Origin of the sequence: Photobacterium sp. CCB-ST2H9 (genome assembly GCF_023151555.2) — a bacterium.
Taxonomy (GTDB): domain Bacteria; phylum Pseudomonadota; class Gammaproteobacteria; order Enterobacterales; family Vibrionaceae; genus Photobacterium.
This window is the reverse complement of record NZ_CP100425.1, coordinates 2,709,051-2,731,365: the sequence shown is the minus strand read 5'-3', so window position 1 is coordinate 2,731,365 and position 22,315 is coordinate 2,709,051. Positions and strand designations below refer to the sequence as shown.

21 protein-coding genes are annotated in these 22,315 nt (G+C 50.7%); 17 read left to right on the top strand and 4 right to left on the bottom strand.

The features are described 5' to 3' along the window. Window positions 1-13: 13 nt before the first annotated feature. The gene (locus L4174_RS12635) at window positions 14-1,537 is read left to right on the top strand and encodes an alpha/beta hydrolase (RefSeq protein ID WP_248141228.1); all 1,524 of its coding nucleotides are present in this window, start codon (window positions 14-16) and stop codon (window positions 1,535-1,537) included. 49 nt (window positions 1,538-1,586) lie between these two features. Here the strand turns inward: L4174_RS12635 and L4174_RS12630 are convergent, their stop codons facing one another. Beyond that, complete coding sequence (locus L4174_RS12630; protein WP_248141227.1) at window positions 1,587-2,336, bottom strand: copper homeostasis protein CutC; 750 nt, start codon at window positions 2,334-2,336, stop codon at window positions 1,587-1,589. Window positions 2,337-2,481: 145 nt separating this feature from the next. Beyond that, a complete protein-coding gene (locus tag L4174_RS12625) occupies window positions 2,482-3,084 on the bottom strand; it encodes a peroxiredoxin C (protein WP_248141226.1) in 603 nt (200 codons plus the stop codon). A 129-nt stretch (window positions 3,085-3,213) separates the two neighbouring features. Between L4174_RS12625 and L4174_RS12620 the strand changes: the two genes are divergently transcribed. The 3 genes from L4174_RS12620 to aceA all read left to right on the top strand — a co-directional run bounded on the left by L4174_RS12620 (window position 3,214) and on the right by aceA (window position 7,809). Further along, on the top strand, window positions 3,214-4,110 hold the full coding sequence (locus L4174_RS12620; protein WP_248141225.1) for a hydrogen peroxide-inducible genes activator: 897 nt from the start codon (window positions 3,214-3,216) through the stop codon (window positions 4,108-4,110). A 619-nt stretch (window positions 4,111-4,729) separates the two neighbouring features. After that, complete coding sequence (gene aceB, locus L4174_RS12615; protein ID WP_371929408.1) at window positions 4,730-6,328, top strand: malate synthase A; 1,599 nt, start codon at window positions 4,730-4,732, stop codon at window positions 6,326-6,328. Between the two features lie 173 nt (window positions 6,329-6,501). Continuing rightward, window positions 6,502-7,809 carry an isocitrate lyase gene (gene aceA, locus L4174_RS12610; protein ID WP_248141223.1) on the top strand — a complete coding sequence of 436 codons (1,308 nt, stop codon included), beginning with the start codon at window positions 6,502-6,504 and terminating at the stop codon, window positions 7,807-7,809. Window positions 7,810-8,041: 232 nt separating this feature from the next. Here the strand turns inward: aceA and L4174_RS12605 are convergent, their stop codons facing one another. Further along, window positions 8,042-8,662, bottom strand: coding sequence for an ACP phosphodiesterase (locus L4174_RS12605; RefSeq protein ID WP_248141222.1), 621 nt, complete (start codon window positions 8,660-8,662; stop codon window positions 8,042-8,044). Between the two features lie 454 nt (window positions 8,663-9,116). Between L4174_RS12605 and L4174_RS12600 the strand changes: the two genes are divergently transcribed. The 7 genes from L4174_RS12600 (at window position 9,117) to secF (ending at window position 17,227) form a co-directional block, all read left to right on the top strand. Next, on the top strand, window positions 9,117-10,241 hold the full coding sequence (locus L4174_RS12600; RefSeq protein WP_248141221.1) for a serine protease: 1,125 nt from the start codon (window positions 9,117-9,119) through the stop codon (window positions 10,239-10,241). Window positions 10,242-10,455: 214 nt separating this feature from the next. Beyond that, a complete protein-coding gene (locus L4174_RS12595; protein WP_248141709.1) occupies window positions 10,456-11,562 on the top strand; it encodes a serine protease in 1,107 nt (368 codons plus the stop codon). 94 nt (window positions 11,563-11,656) lie between these two features. Further along, window positions 11,657-12,709 carry a tRNA preQ1(34) S-adenosylmethionine ribosyltransferase-isomerase QueA gene (gene queA, locus L4174_RS12590; protein ID WP_248141220.1) on the top strand — a complete coding sequence of 351 codons (1,053 nt, stop codon included), beginning with the start codon at window positions 11,657-11,659 and terminating at the stop codon, window positions 12,707-12,709. Between the two features lie 203 nt (window positions 12,710-12,912). Continuing rightward, window positions 12,913-14,040 carry a tRNA guanosine(34) transglycosylase Tgt gene (tgt, locus tag L4174_RS12585; RefSeq protein ID WP_248141219.1) on the top strand — a complete coding sequence of 376 codons (1,128 nt, stop codon included), beginning with the start codon at window positions 12,913-12,915 and terminating at the stop codon, window positions 14,038-14,040. A gap of 21 nt (window positions 14,041-14,061) precedes the next feature. Further along, entirely contained in the window at window positions 14,062-14,397 is a 336-nt protein-coding gene (yajC, locus tag L4174_RS12580; RefSeq protein WP_036751515.1) for a preprotein translocase subunit YajC, read from the top strand. 25 nt (window positions 14,398-14,422) lie between these two features. Next, window positions 14,423-16,267, top strand: coding sequence for a protein translocase subunit SecD (gene secD / locus L4174_RS12575; RefSeq protein ID WP_248141218.1), 1,845 nt, complete (start codon window positions 14,423-14,425; stop codon window positions 16,265-16,267). A 12-nt stretch (window positions 16,268-16,279) separates the two neighbouring features. Next, the gene (gene secF / locus L4174_RS12570; protein WP_248141217.1) at window positions 16,280-17,227 is read left to right on the top strand and encodes a protein translocase subunit SecF; all 948 of its coding nucleotides are present in this window, start codon (window positions 16,280-16,282) and stop codon (window positions 17,225-17,227) included. A gap of 105 nt (window positions 17,228-17,332) precedes the next feature. Here the strand turns inward: secF and suhB are convergent, their stop codons facing one another. Next, entirely contained in the window at window positions 17,333-18,133 is an 801-nt protein-coding gene (gene suhB, locus L4174_RS12565; protein WP_248141216.1) for an inositol-1-monophosphatase, read from the bottom strand. A 190-nt stretch (window positions 18,134-18,323) separates the two neighbouring features. Between suhB and trmJ the strand changes: the two genes are divergently transcribed. From trmJ to hscB, 6 genes are all read left to right on the top strand, one after another. Continuing rightward, complete coding sequence (gene trmJ, locus L4174_RS12560) at window positions 18,324-19,055, top strand: tRNA (cytosine(32)/uridine(32)-2'-O)-methyltransferase TrmJ (RefSeq protein WP_248141215.1); 732 nt, start codon at window positions 18,324-18,326, stop codon at window positions 19,053-19,055. A 110-nt stretch (window positions 19,056-19,165) separates the two neighbouring features. Then, window positions 19,166-19,672, top strand: a complete 507-nt coding sequence (iscR, locus tag L4174_RS12555) for a Fe-S cluster assembly transcriptional regulator IscR (protein ID WP_248141214.1) — start codon at window positions 19,166-19,168, stop codon at window positions 19,670-19,672. 31 nt (window positions 19,673-19,703) lie between these two features. Next, on the top strand, window positions 19,704-20,918 hold the full coding sequence (locus L4174_RS12550) for an IscS subfamily cysteine desulfurase (RefSeq protein WP_248141213.1): 1,215 nt from the start codon (window positions 19,704-19,706) through the stop codon (window positions 20,916-20,918). 32 nt (window positions 20,919-20,950) lie between these two features. After that, complete coding sequence (iscU, locus tag L4174_RS12545; RefSeq protein WP_036751529.1) at window positions 20,951-21,337, top strand: Fe-S cluster assembly scaffold IscU; 387 nt, start codon at window positions 20,951-20,953, stop codon at window positions 21,335-21,337. A gap of 20 nt (window positions 21,338-21,357) precedes the next feature. Then, a complete protein-coding gene (gene iscA, locus L4174_RS12540; RefSeq protein ID WP_248141212.1) occupies window positions 21,358-21,681 on the top strand; it encodes an iron-sulfur cluster assembly protein IscA in 324 nt (107 codons plus the stop codon). An 81-nt stretch (window positions 21,682-21,762) separates the two neighbouring features. Beyond that, on the top strand, window positions 21,763-22,278 hold the full coding sequence (hscB, locus tag L4174_RS12535) for a co-chaperone HscB (RefSeq protein ID WP_248141211.1): 516 nt from the start codon (window positions 21,763-21,765) through the stop codon (window positions 22,276-22,278). The last annotated feature ends 37 nt before the right edge of the window (window positions 22,279-22,315 follow it).

The following is a 22,315-nucleotide window of genomic DNA, read 5'->3' as shown; positions in this document are numbered from 1 at the left end:
TTTTCGGGACAAAGTGAGTAATGATGAAAACGCTCAAAAATTCAAGGGTAGTAAAATGAAGACGTTAGCAATTGGAGCGCTTGTATGTTTGTTTTTAGCTGGCTGTGGCGGCGATAAAAATAACCATTTTTCAGCCAGACAACAGTTAATTGAGCAAAATTGCCCTGACAACATGACCTGTGATTTTCTGCAGGTTCCTAAGGATTACTCACAGCCGGACGGGGATATGGTCGACATATTTTATGGTGTCCACCCTGCGCGCAATCCTGCTGAACGTATCGGCGCTTTGCTGATGAACTTTGGCGGGCCAGGAGCCGAAGCCGTTCAAAGTGCCGCTTACATGGCTGAGAGATTATTCCCTGCTGAAATTTTAGACCGGTTTGATATTGTCGGGATCGATCCAAGAGGGGCTGGTCTCAGTGCGTTCGCTGATTCGTTAACGCAATGTGCGGTTGCTGAATACAATGAAACCGGAAATTGTGAGAATACTTTCAGACAAATTGCGCCGTTTCTTGGCAGTAATTCTGTGGTTCATGATATTGACAGGCTTCGTGAAAAACTTGGTGATGAAAAGCTAACGTTCCTTGGGTATTCATACGGAACGCGTTTGGGAGCCTTGTATGCCAATACTTTCCCGGAGCGTGTTCGTGCCATTGTGCTGGATTCGCCGATGTCTCCTTCTCTGGCGAATAATATTGAAATCAGATTAGGTAATGCAGCCGGTTACGAGAAAATTGCCGCGTATCGGTTAGATTATAAGAATTTTCCGGACCGCGATGCCCGGTATCGTACCGTCATGGAAGCAGCGTTCGTCAATGGTAGCTATGCAGCTCTTGACGGAAATCTGGATAAAGAGAAAGTGGCTCAGGCGATGAACGCAACGGTGGCCAGAGAATCTGAGAATGAGTGGCAGATAATCAATTTCTCGCTGAGAAGCTTATTGGATGAAGATAAAAGGCGATCGCTGATCTTGGATTTAGCCTGGCTGCGTCGTAATAACCAATACTCACGGCTAGCGGCGGATGATCTCCGGGACAGTGCCTTGTTCCAGGCTGTTGTTTGTACCGATGAAAGGATCCCATTGTCAAATAGTGAGATTTTATCCTCTCAATACCGTTATGAAGATGCTTCAGCGTTGTATGGTAAATTAACCCATGAAGAAACAGCTGAACTTTGTCTGGGATGGCAAGCCCAGCGGGATCCGGTTGCGGATATGTCTGATCTGGGTTTGAAGTTAAATGGCCAGCAAATATTAGTCATTGGGGGCCAGTATGACCCGGCTACACCATATACCTGGGCGCAGGAAATGGTGCAGGCACTCGGAAATTCAGCGAGCTTCCTGACGATGCATGACTATGTGAATCATGGCTTTAGTTACAGTGATAACACGTGTATTGATCAGGCCACCACAAGTTATCTGATCAATCCGGAAGACAAAATTTCGGATCGAGAGTGCTCGCGATACATCTGGTTTTCAGAGCGGTTTGGTAATCAGCCGAGGGTTCCTCATCCGGTTGATAAGATTAAAGGTTTTTAAATCACAGGCCTGCCAGATTGCAGGCCTTTTTTTGTTTGTCTTCGGCTGTCTATCTGAGTGCTTTGCGCACCGCCGCTATTTTCTCGCAGTCGGTGACCGGTATAGAAAAGTCATCCACGTCCTGACTTCCCATATGGGCTTCTGAGGCAAGATGAGTCATCTGACTTGGCCGTGTTGTCTTACCGGACAGGTGTAACTCTTTGACGCCGGTTCGGGACAGAATCTGTGAGGCGTTGTCGGCTGTGACGCCGGCGCCGGCCATAATGCTGAGTCGGTTGCCGCAGTAGCGGACCATGTCTGCCAGTGTTTCAGCACCTTCCAGAGCCGATGCCTTCAGGCCGGATGTCAGTACGCGCTCACATCCGGCATTCATCAGGCTGTCCAGTGCTTCACGGTAGTCGGTACACTGATCAATGGCGCGGTGGAAGGTCACGCCCAGTCCGTTTGCAGCTTGCATCAGTGCAGCGAGCTGGTTCGTATCGACCCGGCCATCCGGTGTTAACACGCCGAGTACCACGCCTTGTAAACCTGCCTGTCTGGCTGCATGAATATCGGCCAGCATGATATCCATGTCTTCGCCGGAAAACAAAAAGTCGCCTTGTCGCGGCCGGATCATGGCGTAGACAGGCACAGTCGACAGGCGTGCAGTCTGACGCATGAAGCCGGCACTTGGGGTGAGTCCGCCGAGTGAAAGAGATGAGCAGAGTTCGATGCGGGTTGCGCCACCTTGCTGTGCGGCATGAAGTGATTCAATGTTATCAATACAGACTTCAAGGTGAGTCAGCGGGAATGAGGTCATGAGACAGCCTTTCGCAATAAAATCCGGGTCGAGTGTAATCGGAGATGATGCAGGTGTCGAAGAGCGGGATCAACAAGTGTTGCGCAGACAGAAAAAATAAGCCCGGCACAAAGGCCGGGCTGAGCAATTTAGTGTAAGGCAAGCATTACAGGTCTGCAGTGTGCTCAGACAGGTAAGCAGCAACGCCTTTAGGAGAAGCGTCCATACCCGCTTTACCTTCTTCCCATTGTGCCGGGCAAACTTCACCGTTCTTCTGGTGGAAGTTCAGAGCGTCAACCATACGCAGCATCTCGTCGATGTTACGGCCCAGTGGCAGGTCGTTCACAACTTGGTGACGAACAACACCTTCTTCGTCAATCAGGAAAGAACCACGGAAAGCAACACCAGCTTCTGGGTGCTCAACGTCGTATGCTTTACAGATTTCGTGCTTCACGTCAGCAATCAGAGGGTATTTCACCTGGCCGATACCGCCGTTCTCAACAGCCGTGTTACGCCATGCGTTGTGAGAGAACTGAGAATCGATCGATACACCGATAACTTCAACGCCTTTCGCTTGGAAGTCAGCGAAACGCTTGTCGAAAGCAATCAGTTCAGAAGGACATACGAAAGTGAAGTCCAGTGGGTAGAAGAATACAACCGCTTTTTTACCTTCAGTGAACTGCTTGAAGTTGAAGTTTTCAACGATTTCACCGTTACCCAGAACTGCAGCAGCTGTGAAATCTGGTGCTTGACGACCTACTAGTACCATGTTGGTGCTCCTAATATTGGAATGATTACCACCCCCAAAGGGCAGTCCCTGATAAAACAGGACACACTATAGCGAAAGTGCTACATTGAAAAAAGTGGAATAAATAGATTATTACAATCGAAAAATACGATGAGCAAATTTCCCTCGCTTAAACAGCTTCATTATCTGGTGACCCTCTACGAAACCCGCCATTTTGGCGAAGCGGCCAAACAATGCTTCGTCAGTCAGTCGACTTTAAGTTCCGGTATTCAGAATCTTGAGGATCTGATCGGCTGCCAGCTGATTGAACGGGATAACAAAGCGCTGGTTTTTACCGCGACCGGGGAAGAAGTGGTGGTCCGCAGCCGTGAACTGCTGGCACGAACCCAGGACATGATGGAACTCACCAAAAGCGGCGACGATACCATGGCCGGGCAGGTCCGGCTGGGATGTATTCCGACGATCGCTCCTTTCCTGCTGGGCGATCTGGTTCAGGCGGTCAACCGGCGTTATCCGCAGCTTCATCTTTTGTTGCGAGAAGATACCACGGATAATTTGCTCAGTGCTTTGCGCAATGGCGATATGGATGTCCTGATTCTGGCGTTGCCGGTTGAAATCAGTGGTATGCACAGCCAGGTTGTGGGTCGGGATCCGTTCAAAATGGTGCTCAGTAAAACACAGGCTTCTCAGGTGACGGCCCCGTTACGATATGCAGATTTACCCGACGAATCTGTCTTTTTACTTGAAAAAGAGCACTGCCTGACCGGTCATGCTGTCTCAGCTTGTCAGTTAACCAGTAAAGAAAAAATTAATCCCTTCACGGCCACCAGTCTTCATACACTGGTTCAGATGGTGTCGAACGGCTTAGGTTCGACATTCATTCCCCAGATGGCCATCAAACATGGTTTGGTTGATAACCCGGATCTGGTGATACTGGATCCGCCCGGCCAAGCCGCATTTCGGGAAATTGGTCTAGTCTGGCGGCCCACGTCGAGCCGAATTTCCACTTTTCAGAGCCTCGCAGAGATAGTCGCAGACCTGCTTTAATCACATTCAGGATGCCCGGCAGAGATATTTTTATTTTTTGGTGAAATATTCTGCCGATCCTGAGTTCCTGTGAATCTTTGTTCTGTTGCGTATTTTTCGCAAGTGATTCATTTTGTAGGTTTTTTTTGTTTCGCTCAAAAAAACAATTCTGTTTTCCGCGGCTTTAAACCTCTCCTGAGTGTATGACTCTCCAAATTCTCGACTATAAATGTATTTAGATTGAGTGGCTTGCAATCATTTCATGCTCACCTTTTTGTTTAAAACGTATTTTTCAAACTTGTTGCTATTGAGTGGTTTGGTAATTTAATTACGTAATATGTGACATTTTTCCTTGTTCCGCAGTAAGGCGGGGAAAAACCGAATATATCGTTCAAACCTGTTTTAATTTAGTGTTTTGAGTAATAACTCTATTTCATTTAATTTATTGATTTTATTGAGTTTGTTTTGTTTTTGTATCTTTCTTGTTTTTCTGGATGTTTGCCATTGATGATTTATTCAGGCAACGTATAGACCATGTTTACGCCAAAGGTGGTCTAAGATAAACATCAGCTGTTCGAATTTCAGGTGGTTATTTAGTTACATTTGGTCGTTTTGATGTAAGTGGGGAGTTTACATGGATATGGAAAATCAATATCAGTTTGGTCAACTGACCCTGACGGCACTGTCAGAAGCACAACGCGATATTCTGAGTGATGAGGCAGTGTCTTTTGTTGAAAAACTGGTGACCCGATTTGCTGCCCGTGTGCCGGAACTGCTGGCGGCACGTGAAGCGCGTCAGCAGGCGATTGACGGCGGACAGCTGCCGGATTTCCTGCCTGAAACTCAAAACATCCGTGAAGGTGACTGGACCATTCAGAATATCCCGGCCGATTTGCTGGATCGCCGGGTTGAAATTACCGGTCCCGTTGATCGAAAAATGGTGATCAATGCCCTGAATGCGAATGTCAAAGTGTTCATGGCTGATTTTGAAGATTCATTTGCGCCCGCCTGGAGTGCGGTTATCGACGGGCAGCGCAACCTGCACGATGCAGTGAATCGCACCATCAGTTACACCCAGCCTGAAACAGGAAAGGTGTATGCCCTGAAAGACGACCCTGCGGTGCTGATCTGCCGGGTACGTGGTTTGCACCTGCCGGAAAAACACGTGTTGTGGCATGGCACGCCGATTCCCGGAGCACTGCTGGATTTCGGTCTGTACTTTTTCCATAACCACAAACAGCTTCTGGCCAATGGCAGCGGTCCTTATTTCTACGTGCCAAAGCTTCAGGCATATCAGGAAGCGGCCTGGTGGAGTGATGTCTTCAGTTTTGCGGAAGATGAGCTGGGTCTGTCCCGCGGCACGATTAAAGCAACGGTGCTGATTGAAACCTTACCTGCAGTGTTCGAGATGCATGAAATTCTGCACAGTCTGAAAGAACACATTGTGGGACTGAACTGCGGCCGCTGGGATTACATCTTCAGTTATATCAAGACATTGAGAAATCATCCGGACCGTATTCTGCCGGACCGCCAGGTCGTGACCATGGACAAGCCGTTTCTTAATGCCTATTCGCGTCTGCTGGTGAAAACCTGTCACCGCCGCGGTGCGTTTGCCATGGGGGGAATGGCGGCTTTCATTCCATCCAAAGATCCGGAGCAAAATGCCTGGGTTCTGAACAAAATTCAGACGGACAAAGCACTTGAAGCCCAAAACGGTCACGACGGAACCTGGGTGGCGCATCCGGGGCTGGCTGATACCGCCCGTGCTGTTTTCGATGCCTGTCTGGGTGACCGGAAGAACCAGCTGGATGTGACCCGGGACAGCGATGCACCAATCACGGCGGCTGAGCTGCTGGCCCCTTGCGATGGCGAGCGGACGGAAGACGGCATGCGCCACAATATTCGCGTGGCTGTTCAATATATTGAGGCCTGGATTTCCGGAAATGGTTGTGTGCCGATTTACGGTCTGATGGAAGATGCGGCGACTGCAGAAATCTCCCGTGCATCAATCTGGCAGTGGATCAAACACGGCAAGACATTAAGCAATGGTCTGGTTGTGACTAAAGCACTGTTTGAGCAGATGCTGGCTGAAGAGATGCAGGTACTGTCGCAGGAAATCGGCGCTGAGCGTTTCCGGCAAGGACGCTATCAGGAAGCGGCCGCGATGATGGCCCGGTTAACGACCAGCGATGAACTCGTGACCTTCCTGACGCTGCCCGGTTACGAATACCTGGAATAGCCGTTGCGAGACTGAAAAACGCAACGCCAAGGAACATAAAACAAAAAGCACTGTGTGCAATTGCCTCTGTCCGGCCTGGCCGGGCAGGGGAAGCCCAAGAAAACCCATTGAAAACTGAACCGCAGAACCTCCAGATTTTGCGAACTATCGTCACATAATACGAGGGATTTATTATGACTCTGACTCGCCAGCAACAGATTGAAGCCATTGAAAAGGACTGGGCTGAGAATCCGCGTTGGAAAAACGTGAAGCGTACTTATACAGCGGAGGATGTGGTGAACCTGCGTGGTTCGGTCGTCCCGGCGAACACACTGGCACAACGCGGTGCTGACAAGCTGTGGGATCTGGTGAACGGCTCTGCGAAGAAAGGCTATGTCAACTGCCTGGGTGCGCTGACTGGAGGCCAGGCGGTGCAGCAGGCCAAAGCCGGCATTGAAGCGATTTATCTGTCAGGCTGGCAGGTGGCGGCGGACAACAATACCGCCTCTTCGATGTACCCGGATCAGTCACTTTACCCGGTAGACTCTGTACCTGCCGTCGTGAAGCGTATCAATAATTCTTTCCGCCGTGCTGACCAGATCCAGTGGGCAAACGGCAAGAGTCCTGAAGAGGGCGGCATAGACTACTTCCTGCCGATTGTTGCGGATGCGGAAGCAGGCTTTGGTGGTGTCCTGAATGCTTATGAACTGATGCGCAGTATGATTGATGCGGGTGCAGCCGGTGTTCACTTTGAAGACCAGCTGGCTTCGGTGAAAAAATGTGGACACATGGGTGGTAAAGTTCTGGTGCCGACTCAGGAAGCGGTACAAAAACTGATTGCGGCCCGACTGGCTGCGGACGTTTCCGGAACGACAACCCTGGTGATTGCCCGTACTGATGCAAATGCAGCAGACCTGCTGACCTCTGATTGTGATGCTTACGATGCCGATTTCATCACGGGTGAACGGACTCAGGAAGGTTTTTACCGTGTACGTGCCGGGATTGATCAGGCGATTGCCCGTGGTCTGGCTTACGCACCCTATGCTGACCTGATTTGGTGTGAAACCGCAACGCCGTGTCTGGAAGAAGCGCGTCAGTTTGCAGAGGCGATTCATGCGAAGTATCCGGATCAGCTGCTGGCTTACAACTGTTCGCCTTCTTTCAACTGGGAGAAGAATCTGGATGCAGAGACCATTGCCAAGTTCCAGCAGGAACTGTCGGATATGGGCTATAAATACCAGTTCATCACGCTGGCAGGTATCCATAACATGTGGTTCAACATGTTTGAACTGGCCCATGCCTATGCGCAGGGCGAAGGGATGCGTCATTATGTCGAGAAAGTACAACGTCCGGAATTTGCTGCAGCAGAGAAGGGTTATACCTTTGTGGCACACCAGCAGGAAGTGGGAACCGGCTATTTCGACAAGATGACCAATGTGATTCAGGGCGGAAACTCTTCGGTGACTGCACTGACTGGCTCGACCGAGGAAGATCAGTTCTGAGCAGACTGATCGGATTGACCGAGCAATCTATCCTAGTTAGTCCATTTCGCAGCGGTTGCCTGCAAAGGTATTGCGATTAGCGTTATCTTCTGCTGCGTGAGGCGGGTGTACTACCAGCCTCACCGGGATAGCACTTTAATAATGAAATTGTTATCGCCTTGGGAGCCTCCGGCTCCCCTTTTTATTTCTGCGGCAAAGCCGTTTAAGCCGGTAAGACTCACCTTGCTTTCCTTTATTCCTCAATACGTACCTGGCGGATCAGCGAATCACGGCTTTCCAGCCAGTAAGCTTTCGATGCCTGCATCAGTCTCGGATAGAGAATGAAAAAGCTCTGCTCCAGCGCCTGATAATGGTCGGAGAGAAAGGGCGGGCATTCTGTCAGCGCCTGTAATTTGGGACGTCTGACGGCCATTCTTGCCAGAGCCTGATGAATGGCTGATTCCTGTTGATACTGCAATAACCATTCCTGCGCCCACATGCGACGGGTCATTTGCTGGTAGTTTTCCGGCTCCGGTTCCTGAAACTGTTCAATCTCACGTCTGGTCTGCCGGACAAACTGGGCTAGGGGTAAGTCATGGAAGACCGTCCAGTGCCGGGCCAGGTAATGGTCCCAGATCATATCGAGAGCAATGCCGCTGACCCGCCGGATCGTCGGGGGAAACTGTTGCCGCCACGCTCTGACTTCGGGCTGACTGTCGATATAGCTGTCGACAAAGCGGTGGAGTTTGATCCCGGCAGCAACGTCCGGTGTATAGAAACGATACGGATCCCCCCGAACAAAGTCGGCGAGCAGGTTTCCGGTGAGGTTGCTTTGACAGTGATCGGCCAGGTGGAGATGTGCAAGAAAATTCATGGTGTTCGTCATGTGGTCGCAGGTAACTCTCATTGAAACTGTAACAGCAATTTGCGGAATAGGGCAGCACGGAAGGTCTGTCAGAAATTCGGTGTGGACCGTACAGGGCATTGCACAAAAATGCGGTATTGCGTCCAACTTTCAAACGTGGTGGCTCGAACAGCAAAAGGAAGCCGGCTTTGGCGGTTTATGTCACATCGTGACTGGAAGTTTTTTATACACTGTTATTGAGGGTTGTTGATCTTTCGTGGTTCTTTTTTGTCCGGGGGATAATGATTGAAAGCCGGAGTGAACCTGTTGGGTCTGTTACCGCCTGGTACTGCCGTGTGGTCGGCGAATCGTGGGTCGCGAACGTGTATCACGGGGCAGGAAGAATCAGTAACTGACTGTAAAAAAGACGAATGGTTAACAGATACAGGGCGTTGCTAAATATTCTTTCGGCGGGGTAGTGAGAATGATGAAAAGAACGATATTTCAATGGGCAGCCGCCGGGATTGTGGGGGGATTGATCACGGCCAGCTGTTCTGTTTTTGCTGAGCAAAATTCTGCTCAGGAAGAGAATGCGCCTGTTGCAAGGGTGATCGGCGGGACTACAACCTACGCAGGAGAGCTGCCTTGGCAGGCACTGATTTATATTGATTACGGCCGGGACGGTAACGAAGTTTATCAGTGTGGCGGTGTGATCATTGATATGGATACTGTGCTGACAGCCGCACACTGTATGAAACATAACAATGTCGCGGCACAGTCGAACGAGGTTCTGGTCTGGGGGGGGATTACCTCAACCAGCAGCGCGACGATCGGAAACGCCCATACTGTGGCCAGTGTGACAATTCATCCAGGCTATGACGCCTCTACTTTCGTCAACGACATTGCGTTACTCCGTCTGAATACCGGCTTTTCGAGTTCAGTCCAACCCATTCAGCTTGCCACGGTCAGTGAGCAGAATCAGGCTGATTTAGCCTTCGAGAATAGCTACGTCCATGGGGGGGAGAGTCCTGAAAATTTGCTGGTATCCGGTTGGGGACGAACGTCAGCAGATCCGGATGCGGCGGTCTCTCAGGATTTGCAGCATACTTTGCTTACCGGAGTGCCTGACGATTATTGCAACAGTGTCTGGAGTAATATTAATTCAACGAATCTGGATAGCTTTGTGTGTGCGATTTCTCCTTTGCCCAATGTTGATCGGGATAGTTGCCAGGGCGATTCCGGTGGTCCGCTGGTGTGGCAGAATCCACAGGCCAGTGCTGATGCTGATTTTGGCTTACGCTTGGTCGGACTGGTCAGTTTCGGCGCCCAGTGCGCATCAGATGTACCTGCGGTGTACACGGAGGTCTCCCATTTCAGAACCTGGATTTGGACGATTACCGGCACCGGTTTTGATTTTGACCCTGATCCGGTTTTCACGAGTGATCCTTTTTCAGCGGAAAATTCAGCGCGTCTGAATAGAGAGACGTCAACTCATCAAACGGTCGGTTATGCCGGCAGCGGCGGAAGTGGCGGCAGTATGGCTCCTGGGATCCTGATCGTATTGTTTGGCTTGTTCTTCTGGCGAAGCCGGGAAAAATCAATCAGATAGCCTGCTGTTTCTTTCTCTCTGGGTCTGCAGAGCGATGATACCGTCATTGCTCTCAGGCTGTTCAGTCTACACCTTTTCCCCTTCTGCTCAGTTTCTTCTCCTGCGGTACTGTAAAGGGGTCGCAACTTTAACCCTGATTATCAGTTATGCAACAAATGCTGAATTTCGGCGGGCTTTATAATTAACCCACTGTCTTTCAGAAGGGGATGTAGTGATGAAGGCCCCTGTCGCTATCTGCCTGTTTTATCTCTGTTGTTTTTTCATGTTTGCTTCGTTATCAGTGCATGCGCAGGATGAAGAATCGGGTACACCGAATGAACAGGCGCCTCAGGCAACAGCCCGGATTATTGGCGGTATTCTTACGCAACCGGGAGAATTGCCCTGGCAGGCTTTTGTGAGAATCGACTTTTCAGAGAACGGCACTGAAGCATACCAGTGCGGAGGTGTGGTCATTGATCAGGAAACAGTGCTGACCGCTGCACATTGTATGGTGAATGCCGGGCGGGTGGCGACACCCATGCATGTTCGGGTATGGGCCGGGATCACGACATTAGAAGATGCTGGCAATCAGAATGTTGCCCCTGTGAGTGCCGTTATTGTGCATCCCAGTTATAACAGCAGTAATTTCAATAACGACATTGCTATCCTGCGTCTGGCGATCAGTTTACCCCCAAGAGCAATACCCATCCGAATTGCAACGGTTGCAACACAGCGTCGGGCCGATGCTGAGTTTGTCAGTACCTGGGTTGTCAACGGAGTACGTCCCGCCAATTTGCTGGTCAGCGGCTGGGGCAGTGATTTTCCCAAGAGCGAAAAAGGCGTCATGTCTCTGAATCAGACTTTGCTGTCCGGCGTGCCGGACAGGAGCTGTGATGCGTTATGGGGCAGCACGGTTTATCCGCAGGTTTACAGTCTGTTTGTCTGTGCCGGACCGCCATCGCCGGAGCTTTACCGGGACAGTTGCTTTGGTGACTCTGGCGGGCCTCTGGTTTGGCAGGATCCCCAGGCGAGCAGTGATTCGGATTTTGGTCTTCGCTTGGTGGGGCTGGTCAGTTTTGGGGAAGGATGCGCGGGGAATCTGCCGGGAGTGTACACCCAGGTGTCGACCTATCTCGATTGGATCGGCTCTGTCTTGGGCAGTCGTTTCAACCCCGCTCCGGCTTCAGTGTTTGCGGTAAATCCTTTTTTGCAGGATTACAGTAAAGCCGGGCTGGAAGATTTTGGTACCCGGACAAATAGCAGCAGCGACAGCGGGGGCAGTCTTTCATGGCTCACATTATTTGCTCTGTTGTGGCTGGCTATCCGGCGTTTTCGTGTCTGAGCCGGACGGAAATCATTTCATCCCATTTCAGCGGGCTTGATATTGCAGTGTGGCAGCCTATACTAGCTGCCTGCTGTAATTTAGGGCCTAAAAAATGCAAGTTTCAGATTTTCACTTTGACCTTCCCGACGAATTGATTGCGCGTTACCCGCAACCTGTACGCTCTGCGAGCCGTCTGCTGCATCTGGACGGAAACAGCGGTGATGTACAGCATCAGTCGTTTAAAAATGTGTTGGATCTGGTGCAGCCAGGTGACTTGCTGGTCTTTAACAATACCCGGGTTATCCCTGCCCGTATGTTTGGCCGGAAAGCCAGCGGCGGTAAGCTGGAAGTGCTGGTCGAGCGATTGTTAGATGACAAGCGCATTCTGGCGCATGTCCGTGCATCTAAAGCTCCGAAGCCGGGCACTCACCTGCTGCTGGGTGAGAACGATGAGTTCGAAGCCGAAATGGTCGCGCGCCACGATGCTTTGTTTGAAATTCGTTTCAGCAGTGAGCTGACAGTTCTGGAGATTCTGGAGACGGTCGGACACATGCCGCTGCCGCCTTATATTGACCGTCCGGATGAGGACGCGGATAAAGAACGTTATCAGACGGTTTATAACGCAAAACCGGGTGCAGTTGCAGCGCCAACAGCCGGACTGCACTTTGATGATCAGCTGCTGGCAGATATCAAGGCGAAAGGCGTTGAGTTTGCTTTCGTGACCCTGCATGTTGGTGCCGGAACTTTCCAGCCGGTTCGCGTCGATAATATTCACGATCACCACATGCATGCTGAGTACGTTGAAGTACCGCAGGACGTGGTCGATGCGATTAAAGCCACTCGAGCGCGTGGCGGACGTGTCATTGCTGTCGGGACGACGTCGGTTCGTTCACTGGAAAGTGCTGCGCAGGATGCGCTGAAAAAAGGGACTGAGCTGGTTCCTTTCTTTGGCGACACCGATATCTTTATTTTTCCTGGTTATGAGTTCCAGCTGGTGGATGTGCTGATTACCAACTTCCACTTACCGGAATCGACGCTGATCATGTTGGTGAGCGCTTTTGCCGGTTATGAGCACACCATGAACGCTTATCAGCAGGCTGTGGCGCAAAAATATCGTTTCTTCAGCTATGGCGATTCGATGTTTATCCATCGTCGTCAGGCATAAGCGGGCAAATTTCCGGCTGTAGGACACAGTTTGGTGCCTGATAACTGGAAAATCCGAACTTTTTAATGAATTCACTGTCTGGCTTTGGGCCGGACAGTTTGCGATCTCGCTGAGATCACAGTGCATCAGGCGATGGCCTTTTGCATTTATCTTGGGTCAACTGACCTGAATGTCAGACTGTTTCTCTGGCTTTTGGAGGCTTTGTGAAATTTGAATTAGATAAAACCCAGGGGCGTGCGCGTCGCGGCCGTCTGGTCTTTGAACGTGGCACGGTTGAAACGCCGGCCTTTATGCCTGTGGGTACTTACGGCACCGTGAAGGGCATGACGCCGGAAGAAGTGAAAGAGACCGGCGCACAAATTCTGCTGGGTAACACGTTCCACCTGTGGCTGCGCCCGGGTCAGGAAGTGATGAAACTGCACGGCGACCTGCATGACTTTATGCAGTGGCAGGGCCCGATTCTGACCGATTCAGGCGGTTTTCAGGTCTTCAGCCTGGGTGATATCCGTAAGATCACCGAAGAAGGTGTACATTTCCGTAATCCGGTGAACGGCGACAAGATTTTCATGGATGCAGAGAAATCCATGGAAATCCAGTATGACCTGGGCTCCGATATCGTCATGATCTTTGACGAATGTACGCCTTACCCGGCAACGCATGATGAAGCCAAGCAATCGATGGAAATGTCTCTGCGCTGGGCGAAACGCAGCCGCAACCATTTCGATAAACTGGAAAACAAAAATGCCCTGTTCGGCATTGTGCAGGGAAGCGTTTACGAAGACCTGCGTGATGTTTCAGTGAAAGGTCTGACCGAAATCGGCTTTGACGGCTATGCAGTCGGTGGTCTGGCTGTGGGTGAACCGAAAGAAGACATGCACCGTGTGCTGGAACACACCTGTCCGCAACTGCCGGAAGATAAGCCTCGTTACCTGATGGGTGTGGGTAAACCGGAAGATCTGGTTGAAGGTGTTCGCCGCGGTATCGACATGTTTGACTGTGTGATGCCAACCCGTAACGCACGAAACGGCCATCTGTTTGTTACGGGCGGTGTGATCAAGATCCGTAATGCGAAACATAAAACGGATACAAGCCCACTGGATCCGCACTGTGACTGTTACACTTGTCGCAACTACTCGAAGGCGTACCTGTATCACCTGGATAAATGTAATGAAATTTTGGGTGCACGCCTTAATACAATCCATAACTTACGTTACTATCAGCGTTTGATGGAAAGCATTCGTCAGGCGATTGAAGAAGATCGTTTCGACGCATTTGTAGAAGAGTTCTACACGCGCCGGAACCGCGAAGTTCCACCATTGAAAGACGTTTAACTATAACGAGGACGTGAATAAATGAGTCTTTTTATTTCTCAGGCACACGCAGCTGCCGAAGGTGCACCACAAGGTGGCGGCATGCAGCTGTTCATCATGCTGGCCCTGTTTGCGGTTATTTTCTACTTTATGATTTACCGTCCGCAGGCGAAACGGGTGAAAGAGCATAAGAACCTGATGGCCTCGATGGGTAAAGGTGATGAAGTTCTGACAAACGGCGGTCTGGTCGGCAAGATCACGAAAGTTTCAGAAGAAAATGACTACATTGTGATCGCGCTGAACGACACAACTGAAGTTACGATCAAAAAGGATTTTGTTTCTGCCGTGCTACCAAAAGGCACCATGAAATCTTTGTAATTTATGGCTTTGAAGGATCTTCTCAGTGTTAAACCGGTATCCCTTGTGGAAGAACCTGATGGTGGTGTTCGCACTGCTGATCGGTTTGCTTTATGCGCTTCCCAATGTGTTCGGTGAAGATCCAGCGATCCAAATCTCCGGGGCGCGTGGCGCCTCGGTAGAGATGTCCACGCTGGATACGGTGACCGAGCAACTTAATCAAGATAATCTCTCCTATAAATCTGTCGCATTCGAAAACGGGGCTATTCTGGTCCGCTTCAAAGACACTGAGACTCAAATCAGTGCCCGCGATTTACTGAATCAATTTCTCGGCGACAACTATGTTGTTGCGCTGAACCTGGCACCATCAACACCGCAGTGGCTGGAAAGCCTGGGTGCCACGCCAATGAAACTTGGCCTGGACCTGCGTGGCGGTGTGCACTTCCTGATGGAAGTGGATATGGATGCTGCCATGGAAAAACTGCTGAGTCAGCAGGAAGACACTTTCCGTTCTGAGCTTCGTGAAGCCCGCATTCGTTACCGCGCAATCAGCATCAAAGACAATGGTGTCGAAATTCGTCTGCGTAACGACGAGCAAGTTCAGCAGGCCAAACGAGAACTCTCGAAATTACATCCGGACATGCTGTTCATTGAAGGCAGCGGCTTCGCATTGAAAGCCAGCTTCAGTGAAGCCCGCATGCAGGAAATCCGTAATTATGCCGTGGCTCAGAACATTACCATTCTGCGTAACCGTGTGAATGAGCTGGGTGTGGCTGAACCATTAGTTCAGCGTCAGGGTGCAAACCGCATTGTGGTTGAGCTGCCGGGTGTTCAGGATACAGCGCGCGCGAAAGAAATTCTGGGTGCCACGGCAACACTGGAATTCCGCGAAGTGGACGGCAGTGCCGATCTGGCCGCGGCTGCTTCCGGCCGTGTTCCGCCGGGCAGTGAAGTGAAGCGTTCCCGTGACGGTAATCCTGTTGTGCTGAAAAAACGAGTGATTCTGGAAGGTTCACACATTACGGATGCCAGCTCCAGCAATGATGAGTATGGTCGTCCGCAGGTCAACATCTCGCTGGATAGTGAAGGTGGGAACAAGATGACGGCTTTCTCACGCAATAACGTGGGCAAGCTGATGGCGACGCTGTTTATTGAATATAAAGACAGCGGCAAGCGTTCTCCGGAAGGGAAAGTGATTCTGGAGAAACATGAAGAAGTCATTAACCAGGCGACGATTCAGACTGCACTGGGCCGGAATTTCCGGATTACCGGAATTGATACTCAGGCAGAAGCGCATAACCTGGCGCTGTTACTGCGTGCCGGTGCCCTGATTGCACCTATTTCCATTGTGGAAGAGCGCACGATCGGCCCGTCTATGGGTCAGCAAAATATCGACATGGGTATCCAGGCCTGTATCTGGGGTATGGTTGCCGTTATGTTGTTTACTCTGCTTTATTACCGTAAGTTCGGCCTGATCGCCAACCTGGCACTGGCCATGAACCTGGTGCTGATTATTGGCGTGATGTCGATGATTCCGGGGGCGACCATGACGTTGCCGGGAATTGCCGGTATTGTCCTGACGGTCGGTATGGCGGTAGATGCGAACGTGCTGATTTTTGAGCGGATCCGGGAAGAAATTCGCGAAGGCCGCAGCCCGCAGCAGGCAATTCAGCAGGGTTATGCGAATGCATTCAGCACAATTGCAGATGCCAATATCACCACACTGATCACCGCGATTATTCTGTTCGCTGTGGGGACTGGCGCCATTAAAGGCTTCGCCGTGACCCTGTCGATCGGTATTCTGACCTCTATGTTTACAGCCATTGTAGGCACCCGGATGCTGGTGAACCTGCTGTATGGCGGTAAACGTATCGATAAGCTGTCGATCTAAGGAGACGCTGACATGTTTCAAATCTTGAAAGCGGATAAAGTGATCGACTTTATGCGTTGGTCGAAACTGGCCTTCGTTCTGTCTGCGGTCATGATCATTGCGTCAATTGGCGTGGTGGTCACCAAAGGGATGAACTGGGGGCTGGACTTTACCGGCGGAACCCTGATTGAAGTGGGCTTTGAACAGCCGGCCGATCTGGGCAAGATCCGGACGTCGCTGGAATCCGCTGGCTTCGATGATGCGATTGTGCAGAACTTCGGTACGGCCCGTGATGTCATGGTCCGTCTTCAGCCGCGTGATGGTGTGGCCGGTGAAACACTGGGCAACCAGGTGCTGGATGCGTTGCGTAACGGGACGCACCAGAATGTTGAAATGCGCCGGATTGAATTTGTTGGCCCGAATGTGGGCGATGAGCTGGCCGAAGCGGGTGGCCTGGCAATTCTGGTGTCGCTGATCTGTATTCTTTTGTACGTATCGATTCGTTTTGAATGGCGTCTTGCAGCTGGTGCGGTTCTGGCACTGGCTCACGATGTGATCATCACAATTGGTATTTTCTCACTGATGCAGATTGAAGTGGACCTGACAATTGTGGCGGCCTTGCTGACGGTTGTCGGTTACTCACTCAACGATACCATCGTTGTCTTTGACCGGATTCGTGAGAACTTCCGGAAGATGCGCAAGGGCGGTCCGTCAGAAGTGATGAACAATTCGATCACTCAGACTTTAAGCCGTACCCTGATCACTTCCGGCACGACATTGTTCGTGGTGATTGCCTTGTTCCTGAAAGGCGGCACCATGATCCATGGCTTTGCAACAGCATTGCTGATTGGTATTACGGTCGGTACTTATTCTTCCATCTACGTGGCTTCTGCACTGGCGCTGAAACTGGGAATTACCCGTGAGCACCTGATGCCACCAAAAGTGGAAAAAGAAGGCGAAGAATTCGACGCGATGCCTTAATGAATCCGATGGCCTGGCATGTTCGGGCTGTCGTGATGGCTGAAGTTGAAGCATAAAAAAAGCCCCGGCATTCTTGCCGGGGCTTTTTGTATGTCAGTGTCAGACTTATTTATTCAGCGCTTCACTGCCGTGTTCACGGATTTTGGTCAGGATTGGTTTCACGACACGAACGTTACCCGCAACAATGTTGCCCGAAGTCAGGTAATTGGTGTTACCGGTGAAGTCGGTGCAAATTGCGCCGGCTTCGCGGGCAATCAGTTCACCAGCCGCCATTTCCCAAGGCTTCTGACCCAGCTTGAATACGCCGTCAACACGGCCGGCTGCCAGGTAGCACAGATCCAGTGAAGTTGAACCAGACTGACGCATGTCGTCACAATCAACAAACATAGCTTGCTGGATTTTTGCGAAGCTTTCCGCGTGCTGTTTTGCAGCGAAAGGTAGACTGGTCGCCAGAATCGTACCAGTCAGGTTACGTGGCTGAGAAGCACGGATACGCTGGTTGTTCAGCTGTGCGCCAGAACCACGGGTTGCAGTGAACAGTTCGTTACGGGAAGGATCGTATACAGCGGCAATTTCAGTACGGCCGCGCATACGCAGCGCAACAGAAATCGCAAAGTGCGGTAAGCCGCGAACGAAGTTTTGAGTGCCATCCACCGGGTCGATGATCCATTGACATTCTTTGTCACGGCCTTCCTTTGTGCCGGACTCTGCACCGACGATGCAGTGATCAGGATAAGACTTCAGAATCGTATCGATAATGATAGCTTCTGCTTCTTTGTCGATATTGGTGACAACGTCGTTGCCTTTTTTACTGACTTCAATGCCTTGTGGTTTTTCTAAAGACTTAGCGACATGGTCACCGGCTTTACGCACAGCACGGATCGCGATATTTAGCATCGGATGCATAGGATCTTCCCAACGGATGTTAAAGAACTAAAAAGCGGCGGCGAGTATATCAGAGCCTGTACAAAAAGGAAGTGGTTATTTTTTGTCCGGGCATTGAAAGCTCAGCCTCTTTTACAATGTTTTCCCCACTTTATGACAGGCTGTGCTAGAATCCCCCGGTTTTGGAATCGGAGTTGGAAAACACGCTCTCATGTTAGATCAAATTCGCGTGGTGCTGGTGGGCACATCCCATTCAGGCAATATTGGTTCGGCGGCTCGCGCCATGAAAGTGATGGGCCTGAGTGAACTGGTTCTCGTGGAACCGGCCTGCGAAATTGATGGCCAGGCCATTGCGCTGGCTGCCGGTGCTGCGGATATCGTTGAGAACGCCCGTATTGTGAACAGCCTGGATGAAGCAATTGCTGACTGTGGTTTGGTGGTTGGTTCCAGTGCGCGTTCCCGTACTTTAGAATGGCCCCAACTGAACCCGCGAGAGTGTGGTGTTAAGGCTGTTCAGGAAGCCGCGTCTCGGCCGGTTGCTTTGCTGTTTGGCCGTGAACGTATTGGTCTGACCAATGAAGAGCTGCAAAAATGTCATTGTCATGTGTATATTCCTGCTAACCCAGAATACAGTTCACTGAATCTGGCGATGGCGGTTCAGACAATCAGTTATGAAGTACGCATGGCTTATCTGGATAAAGAGGCTCAGGCTTTTCCGGCCGAAGCTCAGCCAGAATACCCGAGAACAGAGGAACTTGAGCGCTTCTTTGATCATCTGAATGATGTCATGGAACAGACGCAGTTCATCAGTAATCGATCCGGCATGGTCATGGCCAAACTTCGTCGCCTTTTCGTGCGCGCCAGACCAGAAGAGCAGGAGCTGAATATCCTGCGCGGCATCTTGTCTTCGGTACAAAAATCCCTTGCCGGATTGAAGAAATAGTTTGTGAATGAACAGGATAAAACCTGACTAATTTACTCAGGTATATACTTGACCATTTTAGTCAGGTATGCGACACTGCTGCCATAGATTCGAGTTGGTAGCGGTGTGTTATGAGATTGACATCAAAAGGACGGTATGCAGTGACGGCCATGTTAGACGTCGCTCTGCATTCTCAGGAAGGTCCAGTCCCTCTGGCTGATATTTCAGAACGTCAGGGGATTTCACTGTCTTATTTGGAGCAGTTATTTGCTCGCTTGCGTAAAGCCGGTCTGGTTGCGAGTGTCCGCGGTCCCGGCGGTGGTTATCGTTTGGGTGATGATGCGAACCAGATTGCAGTCGGGACTGTGATTGCTGCCGTTGACGAGTCTGTCGATGCCATGAAATGCCATGGTAAAGGAGACTGTCAGGGAGGCGTCCGTTGCCTGACTCATACGCTCTGGCATGATCTCAGCACCCGTATCAGTGACTTCCTGAACAATATCACCCTGGGTGAACTGATGCAGGACAATGACGTACTCGAGATTTCAGACCGTCAGGAACAACGCCTTCAGAAGTCGTCTTTTGGACATAAGAATACACACGACAGCGCCACTATAGGTGTCGATGTTCGCTCCTAGCGCCCAGCGGCCCGTGTTTTTGGAGATGAAGATGAAACTGCCAATATATTTTGATTATTCCGCTACTTGCCCTGCAGACCCACGTGTTGCTGAAAAAATGATGCAATGCCTGACCATGGACGGAAACTTCGGTAACCCGGCCTCCCGTTCACACCGTTTTGGCTGGCAGGCCGAAGAAGCAGTCGATACAGCCCGTGAGCAAGTGGCTGACCTGCTGAATGCCGATCCACGTGAGATTGTATTTACTTCAGGCGCGACGGAATCTGATAACTTGGCGATTAAAGGTGTGGCCCACTTCTATGCGAAGAAAGGGAAGCACATCATTACCTGCAAAACCGAGCACAAAGCGGTACTGGATCCCTGCCGCCAACTGGAGCGTGAAGGCTTCGAAGTTACCTATCTGGAACCTGAATCGAACGGCCTGATTGACCTGGCTAAGCTGCGTGATGCAATGCGTGAAGACACGATTCTTGTTTCGATCATGCATGTGAACAACGAAATTGGTGTGATTCAGGATATCACTGCGATTGGTGAAATGTGTCGTGAAAATGGCGTGATTTTCCACGTGGATGCTGCCCAGTCTGCGGGTAAGCTGCCAATCGACGTTCAGGAAATGAAAGTTGACCTGATTTCACTGTCTGCACACAAGATTTACGGCCCGAAAGGCATTGGCGCACTGTATGTTCGCCGTAAGCCGCGTATCCGCCTGGAAGCTCAAATGCACGGTGGTGGTCATGAGCGTGGTATGCGTTCTGGTACTCTGGCAACGCACCAAATCGTGGGTATGGGCGAAGCGTTCCGTATCGCGAAAGAAGAAATGGAACAAGACCGTCAGCATGCGCTGGCACTGCGTAACCGCCTGCTGGAAGGCGTGAAAGATATCGAAGCCATGACGGTGAACGGTGACCTTGAGCAGCGTCTGCCAAACAACCTGAACATCAGCTTTGCTTTTGTTGAAGGTGAGTCACTGCTGATGGCGCTGAAAGATCTGGCTGTTTCTTCCGGTTCTGCCTGTACTTCGGCAAGTCTGGAGCCTTCTTATGTGCTGCGTGCACTGGGTCTGGATGATGAACTGGCCCACAGCTCAATCCGTTTCTCTTTCGGTCGATTCACAACGGCGGAAGAAGTAGACTACGCAATTTCGCAAATCCGTACCGCAGTCGAAAAACTGCGTGAGATGTCACCGCTTTGGGATATGTACAAAGAGGGAATCGATCTGAACACAGTTGAGTGGGCGCACCACTAAGTTGCCGTCTGCACGAATTCGAGGAAACTACCATGGCATATAGTGACAAAGTAATTGATCATTATGAGAACCCGCGTAACGTGGGCTCATTTGACAAGAATGACAAAAACGTCGGTAGCGGTATGGTCGGTGCACCAGCCTGTGGCGACGTGATGAAGCTGCAAATCAAGGTCTCTGATGAAGGTATCATTGAGGATGCACGCTTTAAAACTTACGGTTGCGGCTCTGCAATCGCGTCCAGCTCACTGATTACCGAGTGGGTAAAAGGGAAGACCCTGGACGAAGCTGCAGCGATTAAAAACTCTGCTATTGCAGAAGAGCTGGAACTGCCGCCTGTGAAGGTACACTGCTCGATTCTGGCTGAGGACGCTATCAAGGCAGCAGTCAGCGATTACAAAAAGAAACATCCAAGCAATTAATGAAATAAGGGTTGTTGTTTATGGCCATTACCATCACTGAAGCGGCAGCGGACCGTGTGTCGGCTTTTCTGGAAAATCGAGGCAAAGGCATTGGCCTGCGTCTGGGTGTTCGTACCTCAGGATGCTCTGGTATGGCCTATGTCCTTGAGTTTGTTGATGAGCTTGACGAAGGTGATCAGGTGTTTGAGCAAAACGGCGTTAAAATTATCGTCGATGCCAAAAGTCTGGTGTACCTCGAAGGCACAGAGCTGGATTTCGCCAAAGAAGGTTTGAATGAAGGCTTCAAATTCAACAACCCGAATGTCTCCAGTGAGTGTGGTTGTGGTGAAAGCTTCAACGTCTAACATTTGCTGAGATCAAGGCATTGCCTGGGCGCGGACAATCTGCACCGCGCCTTTTGCTTGTAAACCGATATCAGACGCCATATGAATCATTTCGAACTCTTCGGGCTACCTTTCCAGTTTGAATTGGACGGTAGCCTTCTTGCCACTCGCTTCCGTGAATTGCAGCGCCGTTTCCACCCGGATAACTTTGCGACCGCTTCTGAGCGTGACCGCCTGATGTCGGTTCAGAAAGCTGCACAGATCAATGATGCTTTCCAGACCCTGAAAAATCCGGTCAGTCGCGCTGAATATATGTTGGCTGAAAATGGGGTGGATATTCGCGCCGAGCAGCAAACGTTGCAGGACCCAGAGTTTCTGATGCAACAGATGGAGCTGCGCGAGGCGCTGGAAGAGATTCCTGAATCAGATGATCCACATGCCGCTCTGTTTGATTTTGATCAGCAGGCTGTGAGTTTACAAAAAGCTCAGCTTGCTGAATTGCAACAGCTGTTGGAAGCCGGTGAATGGGAACCTGCCGCTGATGCAGTCAGAAAACTGAAATTTATTGATAAGCTGCGCCATGAAGTCGAGCGTCTGGAAGAAACGCTGTTCGACTGATTTCTATGAAACATTACCCACTTAAAGCCCACAGGAT